Origin of the sequence: Labrys wisconsinensis, assembly GCF_030814995.1 — a bacterium.
GTDB lineage: Bacteria > Pseudomonadota > Alphaproteobacteria > Rhizobiales > Labraceae > Labrys > Labrys wisconsinensis.
On record NZ_JAUSVX010000003.1, the window covers coordinates 216,113 to 231,799 of the forward strand.

Annotated in this window: 14 protein-coding genes and 1 tRNA gene; 5 read left to right on the forward strand and 10 right to left on the reverse strand. The window is 69.6% G+C overall.

Annotated features, from left to right (window positions below; all coding sequences use genetic code 11):
- Positions 1-359 precede the first annotated feature (359 nt).
- Positions 360-446: transfer RNA gene (locus QO011_RS11010), tRNA-Ser, on the forward strand.
- A 42-nt stretch (positions 447-488) separates the two neighbouring features.
- Here the strand turns inward: QO011_RS11010 and phnF are convergent.
- Entirely contained in the window at positions 489-1,220 is a 732-nt protein-coding gene (phnF, locus tag QO011_RS11015; protein ID WP_307271550.1) for a phosphonate metabolism transcriptional regulator PhnF, read from the reverse strand.
- Positions 1,221-1,308: 88 nt separating this feature from the next.
- On the opposite strand from phnF, the gene QO011_RS11020 reads away from it, so the two are divergent.
- Both QO011_RS11020 and QO011_RS11025 read left to right on the forward strand, forming a co-directional pair.
- On the forward strand, positions 1,309-2,799 hold the full coding sequence (locus tag QO011_RS11020) for an ABC transporter substrate-binding protein (protein ID WP_307271555.1): 1,491 nt from the start codon (positions 1,309-1,311) through the stop codon (positions 2,797-2,799).
- Positions 2,796-3,725, forward strand: a complete 930-nt coding sequence (locus QO011_RS11025; RefSeq protein WP_307271557.1) for an amidohydrolase family protein — start codon at positions 2,796-2,798, stop codon at positions 3,723-3,725. Before QO011_RS11020 ends, QO011_RS11025 begins: the two co-directional genes overlap by 4 nt.
- A 59-nt stretch (positions 3,726-3,784) precedes the next feature.
- On the opposite strand, the gene QO011_RS11030 is transcribed toward QO011_RS11025, so the two are convergent.
- From QO011_RS11030 to QO011_RS11045, 4 genes are read right to left on the reverse strand one after another with little or no spacing between them, the layout of a single operon-like run.
- A complete protein-coding gene (locus QO011_RS11030) occupies positions 3,785-4,924 on the reverse strand; it encodes an aminotransferase-like domain-containing protein (protein WP_307271561.1) in 1,140 nt (379 codons plus the stop codon).
- Entirely contained in the window at positions 4,921-6,264 is a 1,344-nt protein-coding gene (locus QO011_RS11035) for a metallophosphoesterase (protein WP_307271563.1), read from the reverse strand. The genes QO011_RS11030 and QO011_RS11035 overlap by 4 nt, the downstream gene beginning before the upstream one ends.
- Positions 6,257-7,051 carry a glycerophosphodiester phosphodiesterase gene (locus tag QO011_RS11040; RefSeq protein ID WP_307271565.1) on the reverse strand — a complete coding sequence of 265 codons (795 nt, stop codon included), beginning with the start codon at positions 7,049-7,051 and terminating at the stop codon, positions 6,257-6,259. The genes QO011_RS11035 and QO011_RS11040 overlap by 8 nt, the downstream gene beginning before the upstream one ends.
- Positions 7,048-8,310 (reverse strand): extracellular solute-binding protein, encoded by a 1,263-nt coding sequence (locus QO011_RS11045; RefSeq protein WP_307271567.1) that lies wholly within the window; start codon positions 8,308-8,310, stop codon positions 7,048-7,050. Before QO011_RS11045 ends, QO011_RS11040 begins: the two co-directional genes overlap by 4 nt.
- A 278-nt stretch (positions 8,311-8,588) precedes the next feature.
- Here QO011_RS11045 and QO011_RS11050 point away from each other — a divergent pair, with 278 nt between their 5' ends.
- The gene (locus tag QO011_RS11050; protein WP_307271569.1) at positions 8,589-8,975 is read left to right on the forward strand and encodes a hypothetical protein; all 387 of its coding nucleotides are present in this window, start codon (positions 8,589-8,591) and stop codon (positions 8,973-8,975) included.
- 152 nt (positions 8,976-9,127) lie between these two features.
- Positions 9,128-9,694, forward strand: a complete 567-nt coding sequence (locus QO011_RS11055; RefSeq protein ID WP_307271571.1) for a DUF4337 family protein — start codon at positions 9,128-9,130, stop codon at positions 9,692-9,694.
- On the opposite strand, the gene QO011_RS11060 is transcribed toward QO011_RS11055, so the two are convergent.
- The 5 genes from QO011_RS11060 to QO011_RS11080 form a co-directional block, all read right to left on the reverse strand.
- Positions 9,682-10,239, reverse strand: coding sequence for a GNAT family N-acetyltransferase (locus tag QO011_RS11060; protein ID WP_307271574.1), 558 nt, complete (start codon positions 10,237-10,239; stop codon positions 9,682-9,684). The two genes, QO011_RS11055 and QO011_RS11060, sit on opposite strands and share 13 nt — an antisense overlap.
- 102 nt (positions 10,240-10,341) lie before the next feature.
- Positions 10,342-11,613, reverse strand: a complete 1,272-nt coding sequence (locus QO011_RS11065; RefSeq protein WP_307271576.1) for a GNAT family N-acetyltransferase — start codon at positions 11,611-11,613, stop codon at positions 10,342-10,344.
- Complete coding sequence (locus QO011_RS11070; RefSeq protein ID WP_307271579.1) at positions 11,610-12,935, reverse strand: GNAT family N-acetyltransferase; 1,326 nt, start codon at positions 12,933-12,935, stop codon at positions 11,610-11,612. The genes QO011_RS11065 and QO011_RS11070 overlap by 4 nt, the downstream gene beginning before the upstream one ends.
- A gap of 22 nt (positions 12,936-12,957) precedes the next feature.
- The gene (locus tag QO011_RS11075; protein WP_307271581.1) at positions 12,958-14,310 is read right to left on the reverse strand and encodes an MATE family efflux transporter; all 1,353 of its coding nucleotides are present in this window, start codon (positions 14,308-14,310) and stop codon (positions 12,958-12,960) included.
- Positions 14,311-14,312: 2 nt separating this feature from the next.
- The gene (locus tag QO011_RS11080; protein ID WP_307271584.1) at positions 14,313-15,494 is read right to left on the reverse strand and encodes a glycosyltransferase family 4 protein; all 1,182 of its coding nucleotides are present in this window, start codon (positions 15,492-15,494) and stop codon (positions 14,313-14,315) included.
- Positions 15,495-15,687 lie beyond the last annotated feature (193 nt).

The window sequence follows — 15,687 nt, forward strand, 5'->3', positions numbered from 1 at the left end:
GCCACTCGTTGGACAAAGTCGCTCAAATGCGACGAAATTGCGGCACCGAGTCAAGATCGGTAAAGAGATTGTAGTCGAAACCGAGCAGACGGGAAGCGAAAATTTGGCCGGCAACGGGATCGGCGACACTTGGCAAGGCTTGCTCGCATGCCCTTGATATCGGGAAATATTCCGAAATCTTCTCCCGGCCTGCACCGCTTCACCGCCACAATCCGCACGCCGATCACGCCTCATGCCGTGGCGGATCGGCGGCGAATCCGCGGCCGGCCGCGAGGGCGGAGAACCCGCGAGCGGCCCGCGGCCGCAGCCGCGCAGGCCGCTCTTGCAAAGCGCCACCGCTTCCCGCAAATGACGGGCACGGAGAGGTGGCCGAGTGGTTTAAGGCAGCGGTCTTGAAAACCGCCGTGGGGGCAACTCCACCGTGAGTTCGAATCTCACCCTCTCCGCGGCCATCCCATGGGCGAGACCACAGCTGGCGCCCCTTTGCTCTAGAGGTCCACGACCAGCTCGACCCGGCTGCTTGCATAGGCCGTGTTGGCGTAGTTGAGCGGCGTGTCGGAGGAGTCGACGAGCGTCACGTCGGTTTCCAGGACGTGATCGACCGGCGCGATCTCCAGCTGGCGGGCCTCCTCGGGCCGCGGCGGGCGCGAACGGATGCGCAGGGCCTTGCGCCGGAAGTCCGCCACGCCATAGTCCCTGAATATCTTGCCGAAGGACAGCTGGCTCGTCGGCTCGGGACCGAAAGCCCTGAACACGTCGTCGATGTTCGGAAATCGCTCGAGCGGAAAATAATTGCTGACGATGTTGATGGGCACGCCATCCGCCTCGCCGCGGAGGACCACGAAGGCCGTTTCGGAGCCGGGCGCGATGTCGAGGGCCTCGGCCGCGGCCTCCGGTGCCGGCAGGCGCGCGACCGACAGGACCTTTCGTGTCGGCACGCGGTTCGAATGGATCAGGTTCTGCTCGAACCAGCGCCGCGGCCCGAGCCGCATCTGCAGCGGATTGACCACGGCGTAGGTGCCGCGGCCCCGCTCCATCCGGACGATGCCTTCCGTCTGCAGCTGCGCCAGCGCGCGAAGCACGGTGTGGCGGTTGACGCCGAAGCGCGCCGCGAGGTCGTTGCTGTTCGGCAGGCGCCGATCCGCTTCGAACACGCCGCGCTCGATCTCCTTGATGAGAGTCTCGGAAATCTGACGCCACCGGCTGACCCCGCTTTCCATCCGCACCGTCTCCGTCGGCCATGGTCGTCACAAAAGTTTTGCGTGACGATTCATACTATAAGTCTAGAATGAAAAAGCGAGTCCGGCAATGGGAAGCGGTGTCGCGCAATCGGGTGAGCCCTCCTGGCGAAAGCGCCGGCGGCGACACCGTCCTCGACGCAGCCACGGATCGACCGACCGCATCGATCCCGTGGCGCCGGCTTGTTCATCGCCAACCTCACATCGAGACAGCCTCGAGGAGTCGACCGTGAAACGATCCGCCTCCCGGAGCCGCGCCCTGCTCGGCCGCAGATGGCGCAGCGCCATCATCGCCACCGCCACGCTCTGCTTCTCCTGGCTCAGCGTCCCACCGGCCAATGCCGAGACAATCTTGTCGGTTCTCTATGCGGTTCCAAGCAATTTCTCGAAACTGCATGATGAGCTGTCGCAGAAATTCACGCAGAAAAACCCGGACATCAAGATCGTCTTTCGCAGTCCGGCCAAGGACTACGAGGACGGCATTCAGCAGATCCTGCGCTCGGCCGTGGTCGGCGACACGCCGGATGTCGCGTTCATCGGCCTCAACCAGCTCCGGGTCCTGGTCGACCGGGGGCTCGCTGCGCCGCTCGACGAGCGCGCCGCGTCGGAGGGAGGCTTCGAGACGCTGGGCTCGATGAGATCCATCGTTTCGCTCGGCCGGGTGCAGGGCAGGACCTATGCGATGCCATTCGCGGTCTCGACGCCGATCCTTTACGTCAACGAGGACCTGGTCCGGGCGGCCGGCGGTGCCATGGACGCGTTCCCGACGACCTGGGACGGGGTCCTGGCGCTTTCCAGGAAGATCCACGCGCTGCCCAAGGCGCCTGTGGGCTTCTCGTTCCAGTGGGATACTTCCGGCAACTGGCTCGTTCAAGCCCTGGTCAACAGCCATGGCGGCAACCTGGCGAAGGACGGCGGATGCCGGGTCGGGTTCGACGGTGCCGCCGGAGCGTGGACGTTCGACACTCTCCAGAAATTCCACGACCAGGGCATGCCGGACCTCACCTGGAGCCAGGGCCGGCAGGCCTTCGACGCAGGCACCGTCGGGATCCTCGCCGGCTCCACATCCTATGTCGCCCAGGCGACCCGGGTCGCTGCCGGCAAGTTCGCCTTCCGAACGATGCCCTTCCCCGACATGGTGCCGGGCGGCACGCTGCCGGCGGGTGGTACCAGCGCCGTCATCCTCACCAAGGACCCGGAGAAGCAACACGCTGCCTGGGCCTATCTGAAGTTCGCGACCGGACCCGTCGGCCAGACGCTCATGGCAACCGACACCGGATACATGCCGGTGAACCGGATTGCCGTCGATGATCCGGCCCTTCTCGGCAACTATCTGAAGCAGAACCCCAACCAGCTGACGGCGATCGCGCAGATGCCGCTGATGGCGCCGTGGGAGTCCTGGGCCGGACCGAACGGCATCAAGATCATCGACATGATCTCCAGCAAGGCAGAGGCGATCATTGCCGGCAAACTGCTTGCGCAGGACGGCCTGCGGCAACTGGTCGAGGAGGTGCCGCCGCTCCTGCCGGCGGACTGTGCCGTTCCGACGCCGCTCCAATGACGGAGGATCCGGCACCACCCGGCCGCTCCCCCTGCCCGGACGACCTGGCCGGGCTGAGCGGCCGGGTCGAAGGCTTCGAGATCTTCGACACCCACGTTCATTTCTGCGCGCCGGAGCGCTTCGACTATGCCTGGGGCGCGCGCGAGCCCGAGAGCCTGCGGCTCGCGGATGCGACCGACTATCGCCGAGCCACGTTCGGCCTCCCCGTCGGGACGATCGTGGCGATGGAGGCCGTGGTCCGGGCCGATCAGATCGAAGCAGAAGCAGCCTTCTTCGAGGAACAGAGCCGCATTGACGATAGGGTCCGGTGCATGATCCTGGGAACGGCGTTCGAGACCCGGGCGGACATGCGCGAACTGGTCGAGCGGGTGTCACGCTCTGCCCGTGTCCGTGGGCTGCGCCTCCTCAGCCGCTATGCGCGCAACCCGCGATTCTTCCTCGAGACGGGCGTCGCCGGGCTCATCGGCCGCTTCGCCGATCTCGGCCTCATCTGCGAAATCGGCGTCTGGCCCGATGAACTGCCCAACGTCGCTGATTTGGCCAGGCGATGCCCGGCGACGACGTTCGTGCTCAACCATGCGGGCAAGCCGGATATTGCCGGCGGACGCTACGCGCCCTGGGCGGCCGATCTCGCCGAGTTCGCCGACCTGGACAACGTGGTTTGCAAGATGTCGGGCCTGGTCACATTGGCCGGAGCACATGCAGGCGCATGCGGCACGTTCGATCCCTACATCCGGCACGTGGTGCGGGTGTTCGGCGCAGACAGGGTCGTCTTCGGCAGCGACTGGCCCATGGTCGAGGCGAAGACCAGCTGCGCCGGCTGGGCAGCCATCGTTCTCTCGGCGCTCGCAGACCGCCCTCCCTCCGAGATCCGATCGATCATGCATGACAACGCGGCACGGATCTACGCCGGCGCACCGCGATGACCGCCCTGCCGGGCCTGCCGTGCGAGGCGGCGATGCCGGGCGTCGCCCTCCGTTCCCGCTCAGGCAGGCGATGCGAGCAGGGCGGCGACCCGCTCCAGGCCGAGCTCGACGGCCTGCCGATCCGGCGGCGCGCTCAGCGACAGCCGGACGGCCTGGGGCGCCTGCCCCTCGCCGACGGCGAACAGCCCGGCCGGACGCACCAGGACGCCGCGCTCGGCAAGGCGCGCGGCAAAGGCGTCGGCCCGGATGTCCTCGGGCAGGCGCAGCCAACCATGCATGCCGCTCGGTCCGCAGCGCAGATCGGCCTTCTCCAGGATCCCGAGCGCGATCCGGCGGCGCGCTCCGGTTTCCTCGCGGATCGCGGCGCAGATCGCCTCGGCCGCGCCGGACATGATCCAATCGGCGACGAGCGCGGTCATGAGCGGCGCGGCAAACCAATGAGAGAGCCGGCGCGCCGGGCCGACGACGCGGTCGAGATCCGCGGCCGAGGGCGCCACGAGATAGGCGACGCGCAGGCCATGGGCGAGGCATTTGGTCAGCCCGCCGACATGCCAGGCGATATCGGGCGCCAGCGCGGCAATCGCCGGCGGCGCATCGCGGTCGAGCCGGCCGAGCGGGTCGTCTTCGATGATCGGCACGCCATGGCGACGGGCGATGGCGGCAAGCGCCAGGCGCCGGCCTTCCGAGGCGACGGACGTGGTCGGATTGTGGTCTGTCGGATTGCAGTAGAGCGCCTTCGGCCCGTCCCGCCGGCACGCGTCCTCGAAGGCTTCGGGCACGATGCCTTCGTCGTCGATGGCAAGGCCGGCAATCCGGACATGAGCCCGGCGCGCGAGATCGGCGATGACGCCGTAGGAGAGGCGCTCGGCCAGAAGCAGGCCGTTCTGGCCCACGAGCCCTTCCAGAAGGAGGAGAATGGCGCTCTGAGTGCCGTTGGTCACGATGATCCGCTCGGGCGGGATGTCGCTCCTGAAGCGCGGGCGCAGCCAGAGCGCCCCAACCCGGCGGTCCTCGGCCGATCCGCCAGGCACGGCATCGCGCAGAAGCAGGCCGGACTGCGGCTTCCCACCGACCCGTGGGAGCGCTTCGGCGAGATGATGGGAGAGGATCGGCGGCACCGGCGGGATCGAGCGCATGAAATCGATGATGTCGGCGGGCTCTTGCCGACCGGCCGGCGAGGCGATGGTGCTCTGCGTCATCTGGAAGCCTGAGCGGTGTGGGAGAGCAGGTGGCGGACGGCGCGGTCGAGGCGGGTTCCCGTGTCGTGCCAGGCGAGCCTTTCCCCGGCCTGGCACTCGATGACTGCGGCTGCCGCGCCCGCGGTGGTGGCGATCGTCACCCTGCCGGACGAAGGAACCGTGCCGTCGCGACGCCAGGCGGTCGAGCGCTTTTGCGGCAGCGGCTCGCGCAGAAGCGGCATCCGGGATGCCGTCTCGGCGGCGATCTCGGCCGCGACGATGCGATGGTCGCTGTAGGGCACGATCTCGAGGAGCTGCAAGCGCGTGACCGCGCCTTCGGGAAGCGCGGCGAAGACACCGTCGACGGGCGGCTGCGCATAGGTGACATAGGCGATTGCGACCTCTGCCCCCGCCAAGCGGCGGATCGCCGAGGCGATGAAGCATGCGAGCGGCGCCGGCCCTCCGGACAGGGCGACCAGCGGCGCGGCAAGCCGGCCCAGGACGTCGTCGGCCGCCGCGTCGATCCGTTCGGCGCCATGGCCTGTCCAGGGGCCGGCCGGCTCGATGCCGATGCCGTGCGGCGCCCCGAACGCAGGCTGCGACCCGCCGAAGGTGAGGTCGATGCAGCCGAACTCGGCGCCGAGCGGCCAGGGCTGAAGAACCGGGGTGCCCTCGATCGCCCCGAAGAATCGGCCGAGCGTATGTCCTGCGGCGATGACATCGACGGACCGCGCCCACGCTCGGAGCTTGTCGAAAAGGCGCGCGGGCTCGGGCCGATAGCCGCGTCCAGGGGCGATCTGCCAATCGACGCCGTCGTGGAGGGCGAGAACGACCGCGCGCGCACCGTCGCGGCGCAGGTCCGCAGCGAGGGCGGCGACATCGACCGCCGGGTCCGGTCGGATCGGCATGACGCGATCGGGCGTCAGGCTCCAGGCGCTCATCGAGGCAAGAGCATCGTGCGTGAGGCCGATGACACCGATCGGGCCGATCGCGGTCGAGAGAAGCGCGGTGGCGGGAAGGTCGATGCCGGCATTGCCGCCGAGCAGCGGACATTTCAAGGCAGGCGCGTTGCGAAGCAGGAAATCGGTGCCGAAATCGAGCTCGTGATTGCCGACGACGGTGACATCCATGCCGAGCTCGGCCGCGGCGGCAAAACCGCCCTCGCCACTGGTGAGCGGCGTCAGCGGACCGCCCTGGGTCAGATCGCCGGTGTCGATCCAGAGGGTCGGACCGCCCTTGCGCAGCGCGCGGGCGCGGGAGCGCAGCCCCTCGCCGCCGGGCAGCGTCCCGAACGAGGTCGGCACCGGCGCGAAGGATCCGAAGAAGTCGTGGGTCGTCAGCAGACGAAGCCGATCAGCCATCGCCTCGTCCGCCGGCGAAGGTCGCGGCGAGCGCCGGATCGTTCAGGATCAGCGCATCGGGCGCGAGCGCGACGAGGCGGCGGAGATCGGCCGCATCGGTGTCGCCGACCGGGCCGTCCGCTCTGCCGCAGGTGATCATGACGCCCAGGCCGAGCGCCCTGAGGCGCGCGACCTGGCGCTCAGTGGCGCGGTGGGCATGAATCCGCCCCCAGAATGCAGGCGAGAGTCGCGCAAAATCGGAGAAATCGTCGATCTCCCGCATCAATCCGACCTGAGCCAGGGCGGGACAGGCCCTCTGCACGGCGCAGGCGATCTCGCATGTGCCGACGCCGACGATGAACCGATGGGGTTCGGCTGCAATCTCCGGGGCCTTCAGCACGCGGAGGAACCGGGAGAGGTCGCTCTCCTTCACGTCGAGGAGGATCGGCAGCCCGACCGAGCCGGCCTCCACGAGATCGGGGATGTCGGGCCGGACCGCCCGCAGGGCCGCGCGAGTCAAGGCGCCGACCGCGACAGCCCGGCCGGCGGCATCGCGGATGTCCGCGTCGTGGGTGCACACGGCGCGGCCGTCGCCGGTCAGCCACAGGTCGGTCTCGATGGCGTCGGCGGCTCCCGCCTGCGCTGCCCGGAAAGCCCGCAGCGTGTTCTCGGGCGCCGAGGCGCTGGCGCCGCGATGGGCGATGATCAGCGGGCGACCGGCGGTCAGGCTTTCGCGGATCCAGACGGGCCGGGGCAGGATGTCTGCCCGGCCGTCGCCGGCGACGACGTCTCCTGGTACTGTGGTCATTTGGGCAACAGCGCCTCGACGTCCCGCTTCATGGCGGCGAGCGCCTCCTCGGGTGGCCGCTTCAGGGTCAGCACCTGCTGCAGATAATCCCTGATGACCTGCGTGATCCTGATCGTGTTCTCGCCGGGGAAGGCATACCAGTCGGTCAGCCGCGAGAGCTGGTCGATCGCGGCCTTCTGGTTGGGGCGGGCCTCCAGCTGCTGGCCGAGACGGGCCGGATCGGCGAGCGCCTCGCGGTTGACCGAGACGAGGCCGGTCTTCTGGCCGATCAGGGTCTGAGCCTCGACGCCGACGACGAACTGGGCGAATTGCCAGGCGGCCGCGCGCTTGGCCGGGTCCTTGGCGAGCACCACCACCACTTCTCCGGCGGCGGGAACCTTTCCGACCGTCCCGGCCGTGGGAAGGGGGGCCGCCTTCAGCGGAAACTTGCCGGCGACCTGTCTTTCGAGGCCGGCAAGCGCGCCGCTCGAGGTGATCAGCACACCGATCGTTCCGGCGACGAAGGCTTGGCGCGCCTGGTCGCGGGTCATGTCCGCGCGCCCCTGGCCCGCCTCGCCGAAAGCTCTGAGAACGGCGAAGGCCTCGCGGCCTTCCGGCCCGTCGAAGGCGACCGTCCTTTCGCTGGCGTCCATCATGCGGCCGCCGAGGGTGGCGACCAGCGCCTTGTAGGTCCAGTTGCTGGTGTTGTCGTATTCGAAGAATCCGCCGAGCACGCCGCGGCCGAGGGCGCCGATACGGCCGACCAGGGCCGTCGTCTCCGGCCAGGTCGCTGGGAAATGATCCGGGTCGCCGCCCGCGCGTCGCACGAGATCGGCATTGTAGACGACGACGGGCGTGGAAACGCCGAGCGGCAGCCCGTAGAGCGTGCCGCTCACTTCGCCGACCCCGGTCACGCCCTCGACGAGGCCCAGCGACGAAAGCGCTGCCGGCGTCGCCCCGAGCTCGGCGAGCGGGACAGCGAGGCGGCGATCGACCAGCGGCCGCATCAGGACGGGACTGACGAAGAGGACGTCCGGCGTCTTGCCGACGATAGCCTCGCGCAGGGTGCGCTGGACCAGCTCCTCGTCCTCGCGGACGGCCGGCGCAAGATCGATCCTGATCTGTGGATGCGTGCGTTCGAAAGCGGCCGCAACGGCCTCGTAGGCGGCCTGGTAGATGGAGGGTGCTGGCGCGACGTCGATCCTGACGGTCTCGGCAAGGGCCGGACCGGTCAGGCCTGTCAGGGTTGCCAGCACGAATGTCAGTCCTTGCCGCTTCATCGGAAGCTCCGGTGGTCGAGGGGCACGGCCGCCTTCGCGGGGCGGCGATTTCGATCGTCATTGGTTCTAGACTAATAGAATGAATAATCAAGGGCACCCGCCATGACATATGCGCGACAGGGCAGGCGACGCACGGGACGGCCCCCGGAATGCGCCCCCTTGAATGCCGGTGGCCATTTCCCGATTCCCCTGTGAATCACCGCGGCCGAGCCCTAGAATCCGAGGAGCACCGTTCGCCGAACAGCGTTCGCCGGCGAGCAGTGGCAATGGAGAGGTCGATGCGTGTTGTTCTGGCAGCCCTGGTCGCGGCTGCCGTGTTGTCGTCGGGCGCCTTGGCGCGCGAGAAGCAGGCCGCTCAGTCGGTGCGCAAGCAGAACGAGATCGTGGCGGATTGGAACCGCTGCGTCCTGGCTCAGACCGACCGCGGCGCCCTCGCCGGCAGCGACGCGGCCGATGCGATCGTGGCCGCGGCTCTCTCGGCCTGCGCCGACAAGGAGGCCGCCCTGCAGGCGCTCTACGAATCCCTGCCCGCCTATAGCAAGATGGCGGATCGGCTGATGAAGACCACGAAGGAACGGCTGCGCCAGGCGGCCCTGGTCCGGGTGCTGGCGCTCCAGGCCCAGAAGGGCCTCAAGCAACCACCGCAGGGCTCGACGACACCCTGACGCGCCTTCCCCTGGGGACGATCGGTGCTCCGCCCCGATCCGACCATCAAACGGGCACAGAGCTGGACTAGCGCCGGTTCCGCACCGGGCCGCTGCCGCGGCCGCGGGCCGATGGCGGCCGTGCCGCCTGTTCCATCCGACGCAGGACCGCCATGGACGACGCCCCCACCGAGGCCTACGAGCATACCGAGCATGCCCAGCATGCCGCGCACAGCACCGACCGCTTCGTGCCGCGCGTGGCGATGACCATCGCCATCCTCGCCGTGCTGGCCGCCAGCGTCGGCAGCCTGGAGACGATCGAGAGCGGCGCGGCCGCCGGCGCCAAGACCGAATCCGTGCTCTTCCAGAACAAGGCCACCGACAACTGGAACTTCTTCGAGGCCAAGAGCCTGAAGAAGAACATGTACGAGATCGCCGAGGCCGGGGGCGGGCCCAAGGCCGACGCGTTCCGGGCCCAGGCAGCCAGCAACGAGGCCGACAGTGTCCAGGCCCAGAAGACGGCCAAGGATTTCGAGGCCCGCTCGGACGCCGCGCTGCGGGAGGCCGAGCGCCACGAGGCGCGCCACCATCTCCTGACCATCGCCACGACGATGCTGCACATCGCCATCGCGGTCGCGACCATCGCCATCATCACCGGCGGCCGGCGCTGGCCATGGTATGCGTCGCTGGCGCTGGGCGTCGTCGGCACCATCGTCGCCGGGGCGTCCTACGTCGCGTGAGGCTCGGCGCGCGAGCGATCGGGCGTACCGAGGTCCCTGCGCATGGCGCAGCGCCGCTCGGCCGGCAGGCCGTGCTCGGCTTCGGCGCGCAGGATGCCCGCGAGCCGCCCGCGGCACTCCGACGGCCGCAGCACGCGGAAACCGAGGCCGGCGTAGAAGGCTTCGTTGAAGGCGAGCGCCCGGAAGGTGGTCAGGGTGAGCGCGCTGCGGCCGGCGGCGAGCGCCGTCGCCTCGACCCGCGCGATCAGCGCCCGGCCGATGCCGGCGCGCTGCGCCTCGGCCCGCACGGCGATCTGCCAGATATGGAAGAGGTCCTCGACCTCCTGCGCGGTGACGAAGCCGAGGATGCCGCGGCCGGCCTGCTCCGCCACCCAGACATGGCCCCGGCGGATCCAGCGCCGCTGCGCCTCGACCCCGAGCACGGCGTCGTCGGCGATCCATTCCAGGCCCGGCACGCCACGGAACACGGCGTCGGCGGACCGCTCGACATCAGGCAGGACGGCGGCATCGGCCAGGACCGCCCGGCGAAGTAGAATATCCTCCATGCGCCCATGAAGCAGACGGGACGCCGGGAGACAAGGGTGGCGGCCGATCGGGACGCCCCTCGCCCCGCCGCCCGCCGGCTCTCGTCGAGCCGGCGCAGGTCTTCAGGCCTCGCCCCGCGAGCGGACCGCGGCCATGCGGACCTGCAGGCGACGGAGCGCCTGGCGGCCGCTGCGCAGCGTATCGTAGAGATGCCGCTGGCGGCGGAGGACCGACTTGCCGGCCCAGGCGGCGGCGAGGCCTGCCAGCACGACGGCGCCGCGGGCGCTGAGGGGCTGGCGCAGCTCGCTGAGCTGGTTCTCCCGCGCTCCGAACGCGGCCTTGTAGGGCAGGTCGCCGATGGTCAGGTCGAAATAGCTGAGACCCTTGCGGCGGGCCCAGATCATCACTTCGCCGACCACGTGCATGCCGGGCGAATATTTGCGCCATTCCTCGTCCATGGTCAGGACCAGCGCATGGAGCCTGTCCCGGTCCACGAGGGTGTACTGGCAGGCGATCCATTCGCCGTCGAGGCTGACCCCGAACAGCCGCACCGGACCGTGCCCGCCGAGGCTGCCCAGCGCCGCGTCGAGATAGAAGGCCTGGACGCGGGGATCTGCCAGCAGGTCGAAGCGCCCGACCTGCTGGAACCGGGTGCGCCGCTGCTCGATCAGAGCGGAGAACAGGCTCTCGACGTCGACACGGCTGTCCGCCTCGACGAAGCGCAGCCGACCCTGGCGCTCGAGGCGGCGGGCGTTCTTGCCGAGCTCCTTGGCCAATGACGGCCGGCAGACCCGCTTGAGCAGGCTGTCGGGCGGCCCGTCGATGGGCAGGCCGTGGGACCGGGTCGGCGCCGGCGTGACGGCGGGCAGCAGCGCGAGCGGATTGGCGACCGCTCCGAGCGTCGGGGGGATGCGCTGGATCCGCAGGAAGTCGGCGGGCTGCAGGCTGCGGCACACCACGGCCCAGAGCGCGACGATTTCCGCCAGGGTCGGGACGAAGCCGAGGGCGAGCAGCGGGGCGGCATAGTCGCAGACGTCGCAATCCAGCCATTCGACGATCCGGCAGCCATAGGCCTTGCGGACCATGAACGGCAGCAGCATCAGGGGCAGACGCGACTGGGCATCGAACACCTCGACGACGAGCGGCACGGCCCCCGAGCCCGCGGCGAGATGCCGGACGACCCGGTGCGCCCACTCGTAGCTCTGGTAGACCGTGCAGTTGCCGTCGCGCTCGAAGCGGCGCCAGATCGGCTCGACCGCTTCGAGGGAAGCATGGGTCCGCGCCGCGAAGGAGCGCGTCTGGCGTGGGGCGCGCAGCAGCTGCTCGCGCCCCGCGATTTGCGGCGGTCCGTCCGAGGGCACCGCGCCCGAGGACGGGATCTGTTCACTGATCATGGTGTGGCATGTCCCTGCGAGCGGTTGCTGCCCCCAGCCCCGCTGCCCTCAGCCGTTTCCTTCCAGACGAACCGGGCGATCCCGGCCTCCACCCGGCGCGCCGTCTGCACGATGGCACGCAGACGGGCGAAGAGCCTGGGATGGCGGCGGATCCACGCATTGGCCTCGGCCTTCAGGCGGCCGGCGCGCATCAGCACCGCGCCGACCGGCGTCAGCGCCCGCGTCACCTCGTAGAGGTCGTGCCCGCTGGCGCTGAAGCCGCTCTTGTACTGGAGGGCGCCGATCGTCATGTCGAAATAGGGCAGGCCTTGCGCGCATGCCCATTTCATCACCTCGCCGACCATGCACAGGCCGGGCGAGCAGCGGCGCCACTCGCCGTCGGCCATGCTGAGGATGATGCCGTGGAAAGCGCCGGCCCCGACCAGACCATAGGCGCAGGCGACCCATTCGCCATCGACGGAAATGCCGAACAGCCGCACCGGCCCTCCGCCCCGCAGGCTGCCCAGGGCGGCGTCGAGATAGAATTCCGGCACGCCGGGCCGGGTGAGGAGGTCGAAGCGGCCGGCTTCGCGGAAGCGCTTCAGCCTCTGCTCCAGAAGGGCGGCGAACAGCGTTTGCACCATGTCGGGCGTCGTGGCCTGGACGAAGCGCACCGTGCCCTGCTTGTGCAGGCGGCGCATCTTGCAGGCCAGGTCCTTGGCCATGGAGGGCGCGCAGACCCGGGACAGCAGCGTCTCGGGATCGCCGTCGATCGGCAGGCCGTAGGACTGCATGTCCATCCGCCGGCACTCCGGCAGCAGGGTCATCGGGTTGCGCATGCCGCGGATGCGTTCGGGCAGGCGGCTGATGCGCAGGACGTCCGCCGGCGGCAGGACGGACAGCACCGCCTTCCACAGCCCGTCCATGTCCTCGGGCGCCAGGTCCAGGCCCGGCGCCATCAGCGGCGCGGCATAGTCGCAGACGCCGAAATCGAGGCCTTCGACGATGCGCCAGCCGCCGCTGCGGCGGAGCACGAGCGGCAGCAGCATCAGCGGGCGCCGCGTATCCGCGTCGCGGACCTCGACGAGGAAGGGCGAGGCCCCCGCCGGAGAGGCAAGGTGCTGCGCGGCGCTTCGGGCCCAATGGGCGCTCTGATAGACGGTGCTCGCCCCTGCCGTCTCGAAATGGCGCCAGATGCCCGCCACCCGGTCCAGGCCGGCATGCAGGCGTGCCTCGAAGCGCGGCGGCCGGGCGAGGCGGACGGCGGCAGTCCTGATGTCGGGCAGAAGGGCCGCCGGCAGCGGCTGGGCGAGATCGACGGATATCGGCGCTTCCTGGCTCATGGCAAGAGCACTCCTTGGTTTCTCAGGCCGAGCCGGCGGCGAGCGAGGCCGAATCCTGGCGTGAGAGCGGATCGCCCATCGCGGGCGTGTCGAGCGGCGAGGATTTGACAGGCGGCGTCTCGACCGGCGGAACCTCGCCGTCCGCCCGCGCGCGCAGGGCCCGAAGGACGGCGCCCCAGGCGCAGACGAAGATGAACAGCTCGGACACGAGATTGCCGAGCAGCGACCAGGCCGGGGTGGAGACGACGAGCAGGACCACGACGGTGGTGATGCCGATCACGACGCTGGCGGCGCTGATGATCGCGCCCAGCCGGAACTGATGCAGGACCTCCATCAGCATGCGGGGCATGAGATGGACGAGGTAGGTGATCGAGATCGCCCAGATGAAGGCGGCGATCAGATATTTCGGCTGGCCTTCGAAGATGGCCGAGCCCAGCAGCGGCAGGGCCATGAAGGCGATGAAGCCGTAGGCGAGCGACATGCCGGCGAGCAGCGCGCTCCAGATCACCATGAGATGGCGGATGCGCGTGATCTCGCCCTTGGAGAGCAGCAGGGCAAGCTCGGGCTGCATGGTGTTGGTGAAGGAGAAGGCGATGATGCGCATCGGCCCGAACAGGACCATCACGGCGGCGATCGGCGCATAGGCGGCCGGCCCGGCCATCGTCGCCACCAGCATCACGAGCCCCTGAGCCTGCAGGACGGCCGTGGTGCAGGTGGCGGCGGACCAGGCGAGCTGGCGCCAGATCCTGCGGAACAGCCGTCGCGTGCCGGAGCCGAAGGTGATCCGGACGGGCTGGCGCTGCAGCAGGATCGCCACGGCGATGGCCAGCACGTTCGCCGCGATCAGGACGTAGAAGACCACCCGCAGCGGATCGGCGTCGAAGCGGCCGATGCACAGGAGGCTCAGGATGGTGCCGCCGACCGCGAAGGCCGCGTCGCTCGCGCCGGCGAAGACCTGCTGGCGCTTGACCAGCAGGGCGATGCGCAGATAGCTGCGCAGCGACCACAGACCGACGAAGAGGGCGCCGGACGCGGCGTCGGTATGGAGCCAGAGCTCGAGCAGCGCCGCCACCACCAGGCCGATGAGCACCGACAGGACGAGCGCGGCGGAGCCGAAATTCGCGTCATAGGCCCGCTCGGCGCGGGTGCCGAGCCGCTGCGGGATGTAGAGGCCCGCCGGCATGCCGAGCACCGCCCGCACATAGGACAGGGCGATGCCGCCCGCCAGCATGACGATGGCGAAGATGCCGTAGTCCTGGGCCGCCAGGCTGCGGACCAGCACGATGTTCAGGCCGAAATGGAAGGCGCTCTGCAGGATCTCGCCGCCGAGCGTCAGGGCGAAGCGGCGGATCAGCCTGAGGAGATGTCCCAGCATCGTCAGGCCCGATCCAGCAGCATGGTGTCGGGGCCGAGCCGGCCCCCTCGGTGCCTGGAGGGCCCGATCATGGTGGCGACCACGGAGGAGATCGCCGCTGCGGCCGCGCCCTCGCTGAACAGGGCCTCGTAGCGGCGCCGGGCCGGCTCCACCTTGTCCGCCAGGCTGGCCGGCGCCTCGATGATCGCCCGCAGGCGCGCTGCCAGGGCCTCGGGCCGCTCCGGCGGCACGAGCCACCCCGTGTGGTCGTGCTCGACGATCTCCCTGAGCCCGCCGACGTCGGAGACGATCGGCGGGCGGCCATAGGCCATGGCCTCGATCGCCACCCGCCCGAGCGCTTCCGAGCGCCTGGACGGCACGACCACCACGTCCGCCCAGCGCAGGTGCTCGTCCGGGTCGGCCGAGAAGGGCAGCACGGCAACGATGTCGGCGAGCCCATTGTCTCGGACCAGGGTGCGCAGGGCCACTTCCTTGCTCTCGTTCTCGAAGGCGCCGCCGACCATCCGCACGGCGATGCGCTGGTGCAGGTCCGGCACCTGGCGGATCGCCTCGACCAGCACCTCCTGGCCCTTGGTGCCGTTGATGCGGCCCAGCATCAGCACCCGCAGCGGGCGCCGGCCGTCATAGCTCGGCGCGGCGGGCGCCCGCGGGCCGGCGATGCCGTTGTAGATGACCTGGCTCCGCATCGCCGGCAGCGCGAAGGCGGCACGAGTCGCGTTGGAGTTGAAGATGATCTCGGCCCGGCTCCAGCGCACCAGCAGGCGCAGCAGGCGCAGCGTCGCGCCCTCCGGCAGCTCGTGAACATGGAGGATCGTCTTGCCGCGAAACAGGCGGGCTGCGACCATGTGGTCGGCGATGACGGAAGTGTTGATGTAGACGAGGTCGTTCCGGTACATCCGCCATGCGGCGCGCACGATGCCGGGCAGGAAGCAGGTCAGCCCGGTCGTCGCCAGCTTGGCGAGCGTGCGCCGGCGCAGCACCCAGATCGGCGCGAACACGATGCGGCAGCCCAGGCCCTCGAACAGCTCGAGGATCGGCCCCTCGTGCGGCAGCACGACCTCGATCTCGGCATCGGGATAGGCCCGCCGGATCGCCTTGACGCTCTCGGCGAAGCAGCGGTCCGAGCCATAGAGCTCGTAGCCCTGATGGACGCAGCTGATCCGCAAATTCCGATTCTGGCTCATCGATCCGATCCGCAATCCCGATCGCCTGTCCCGAGTTGGAACGGGCTGGCCGTGTCAGGCATGGCATAGCAAGGCGTATGCCCGCCCTCCTCCGGTCCTGGGCCCGATGACGGCCCCGGACGGCGCATCTTCGGATTGCGTTAACGGATCGCCACAATCGATGCCGTGACGCCGCGTCATTCGCGCCCGAACG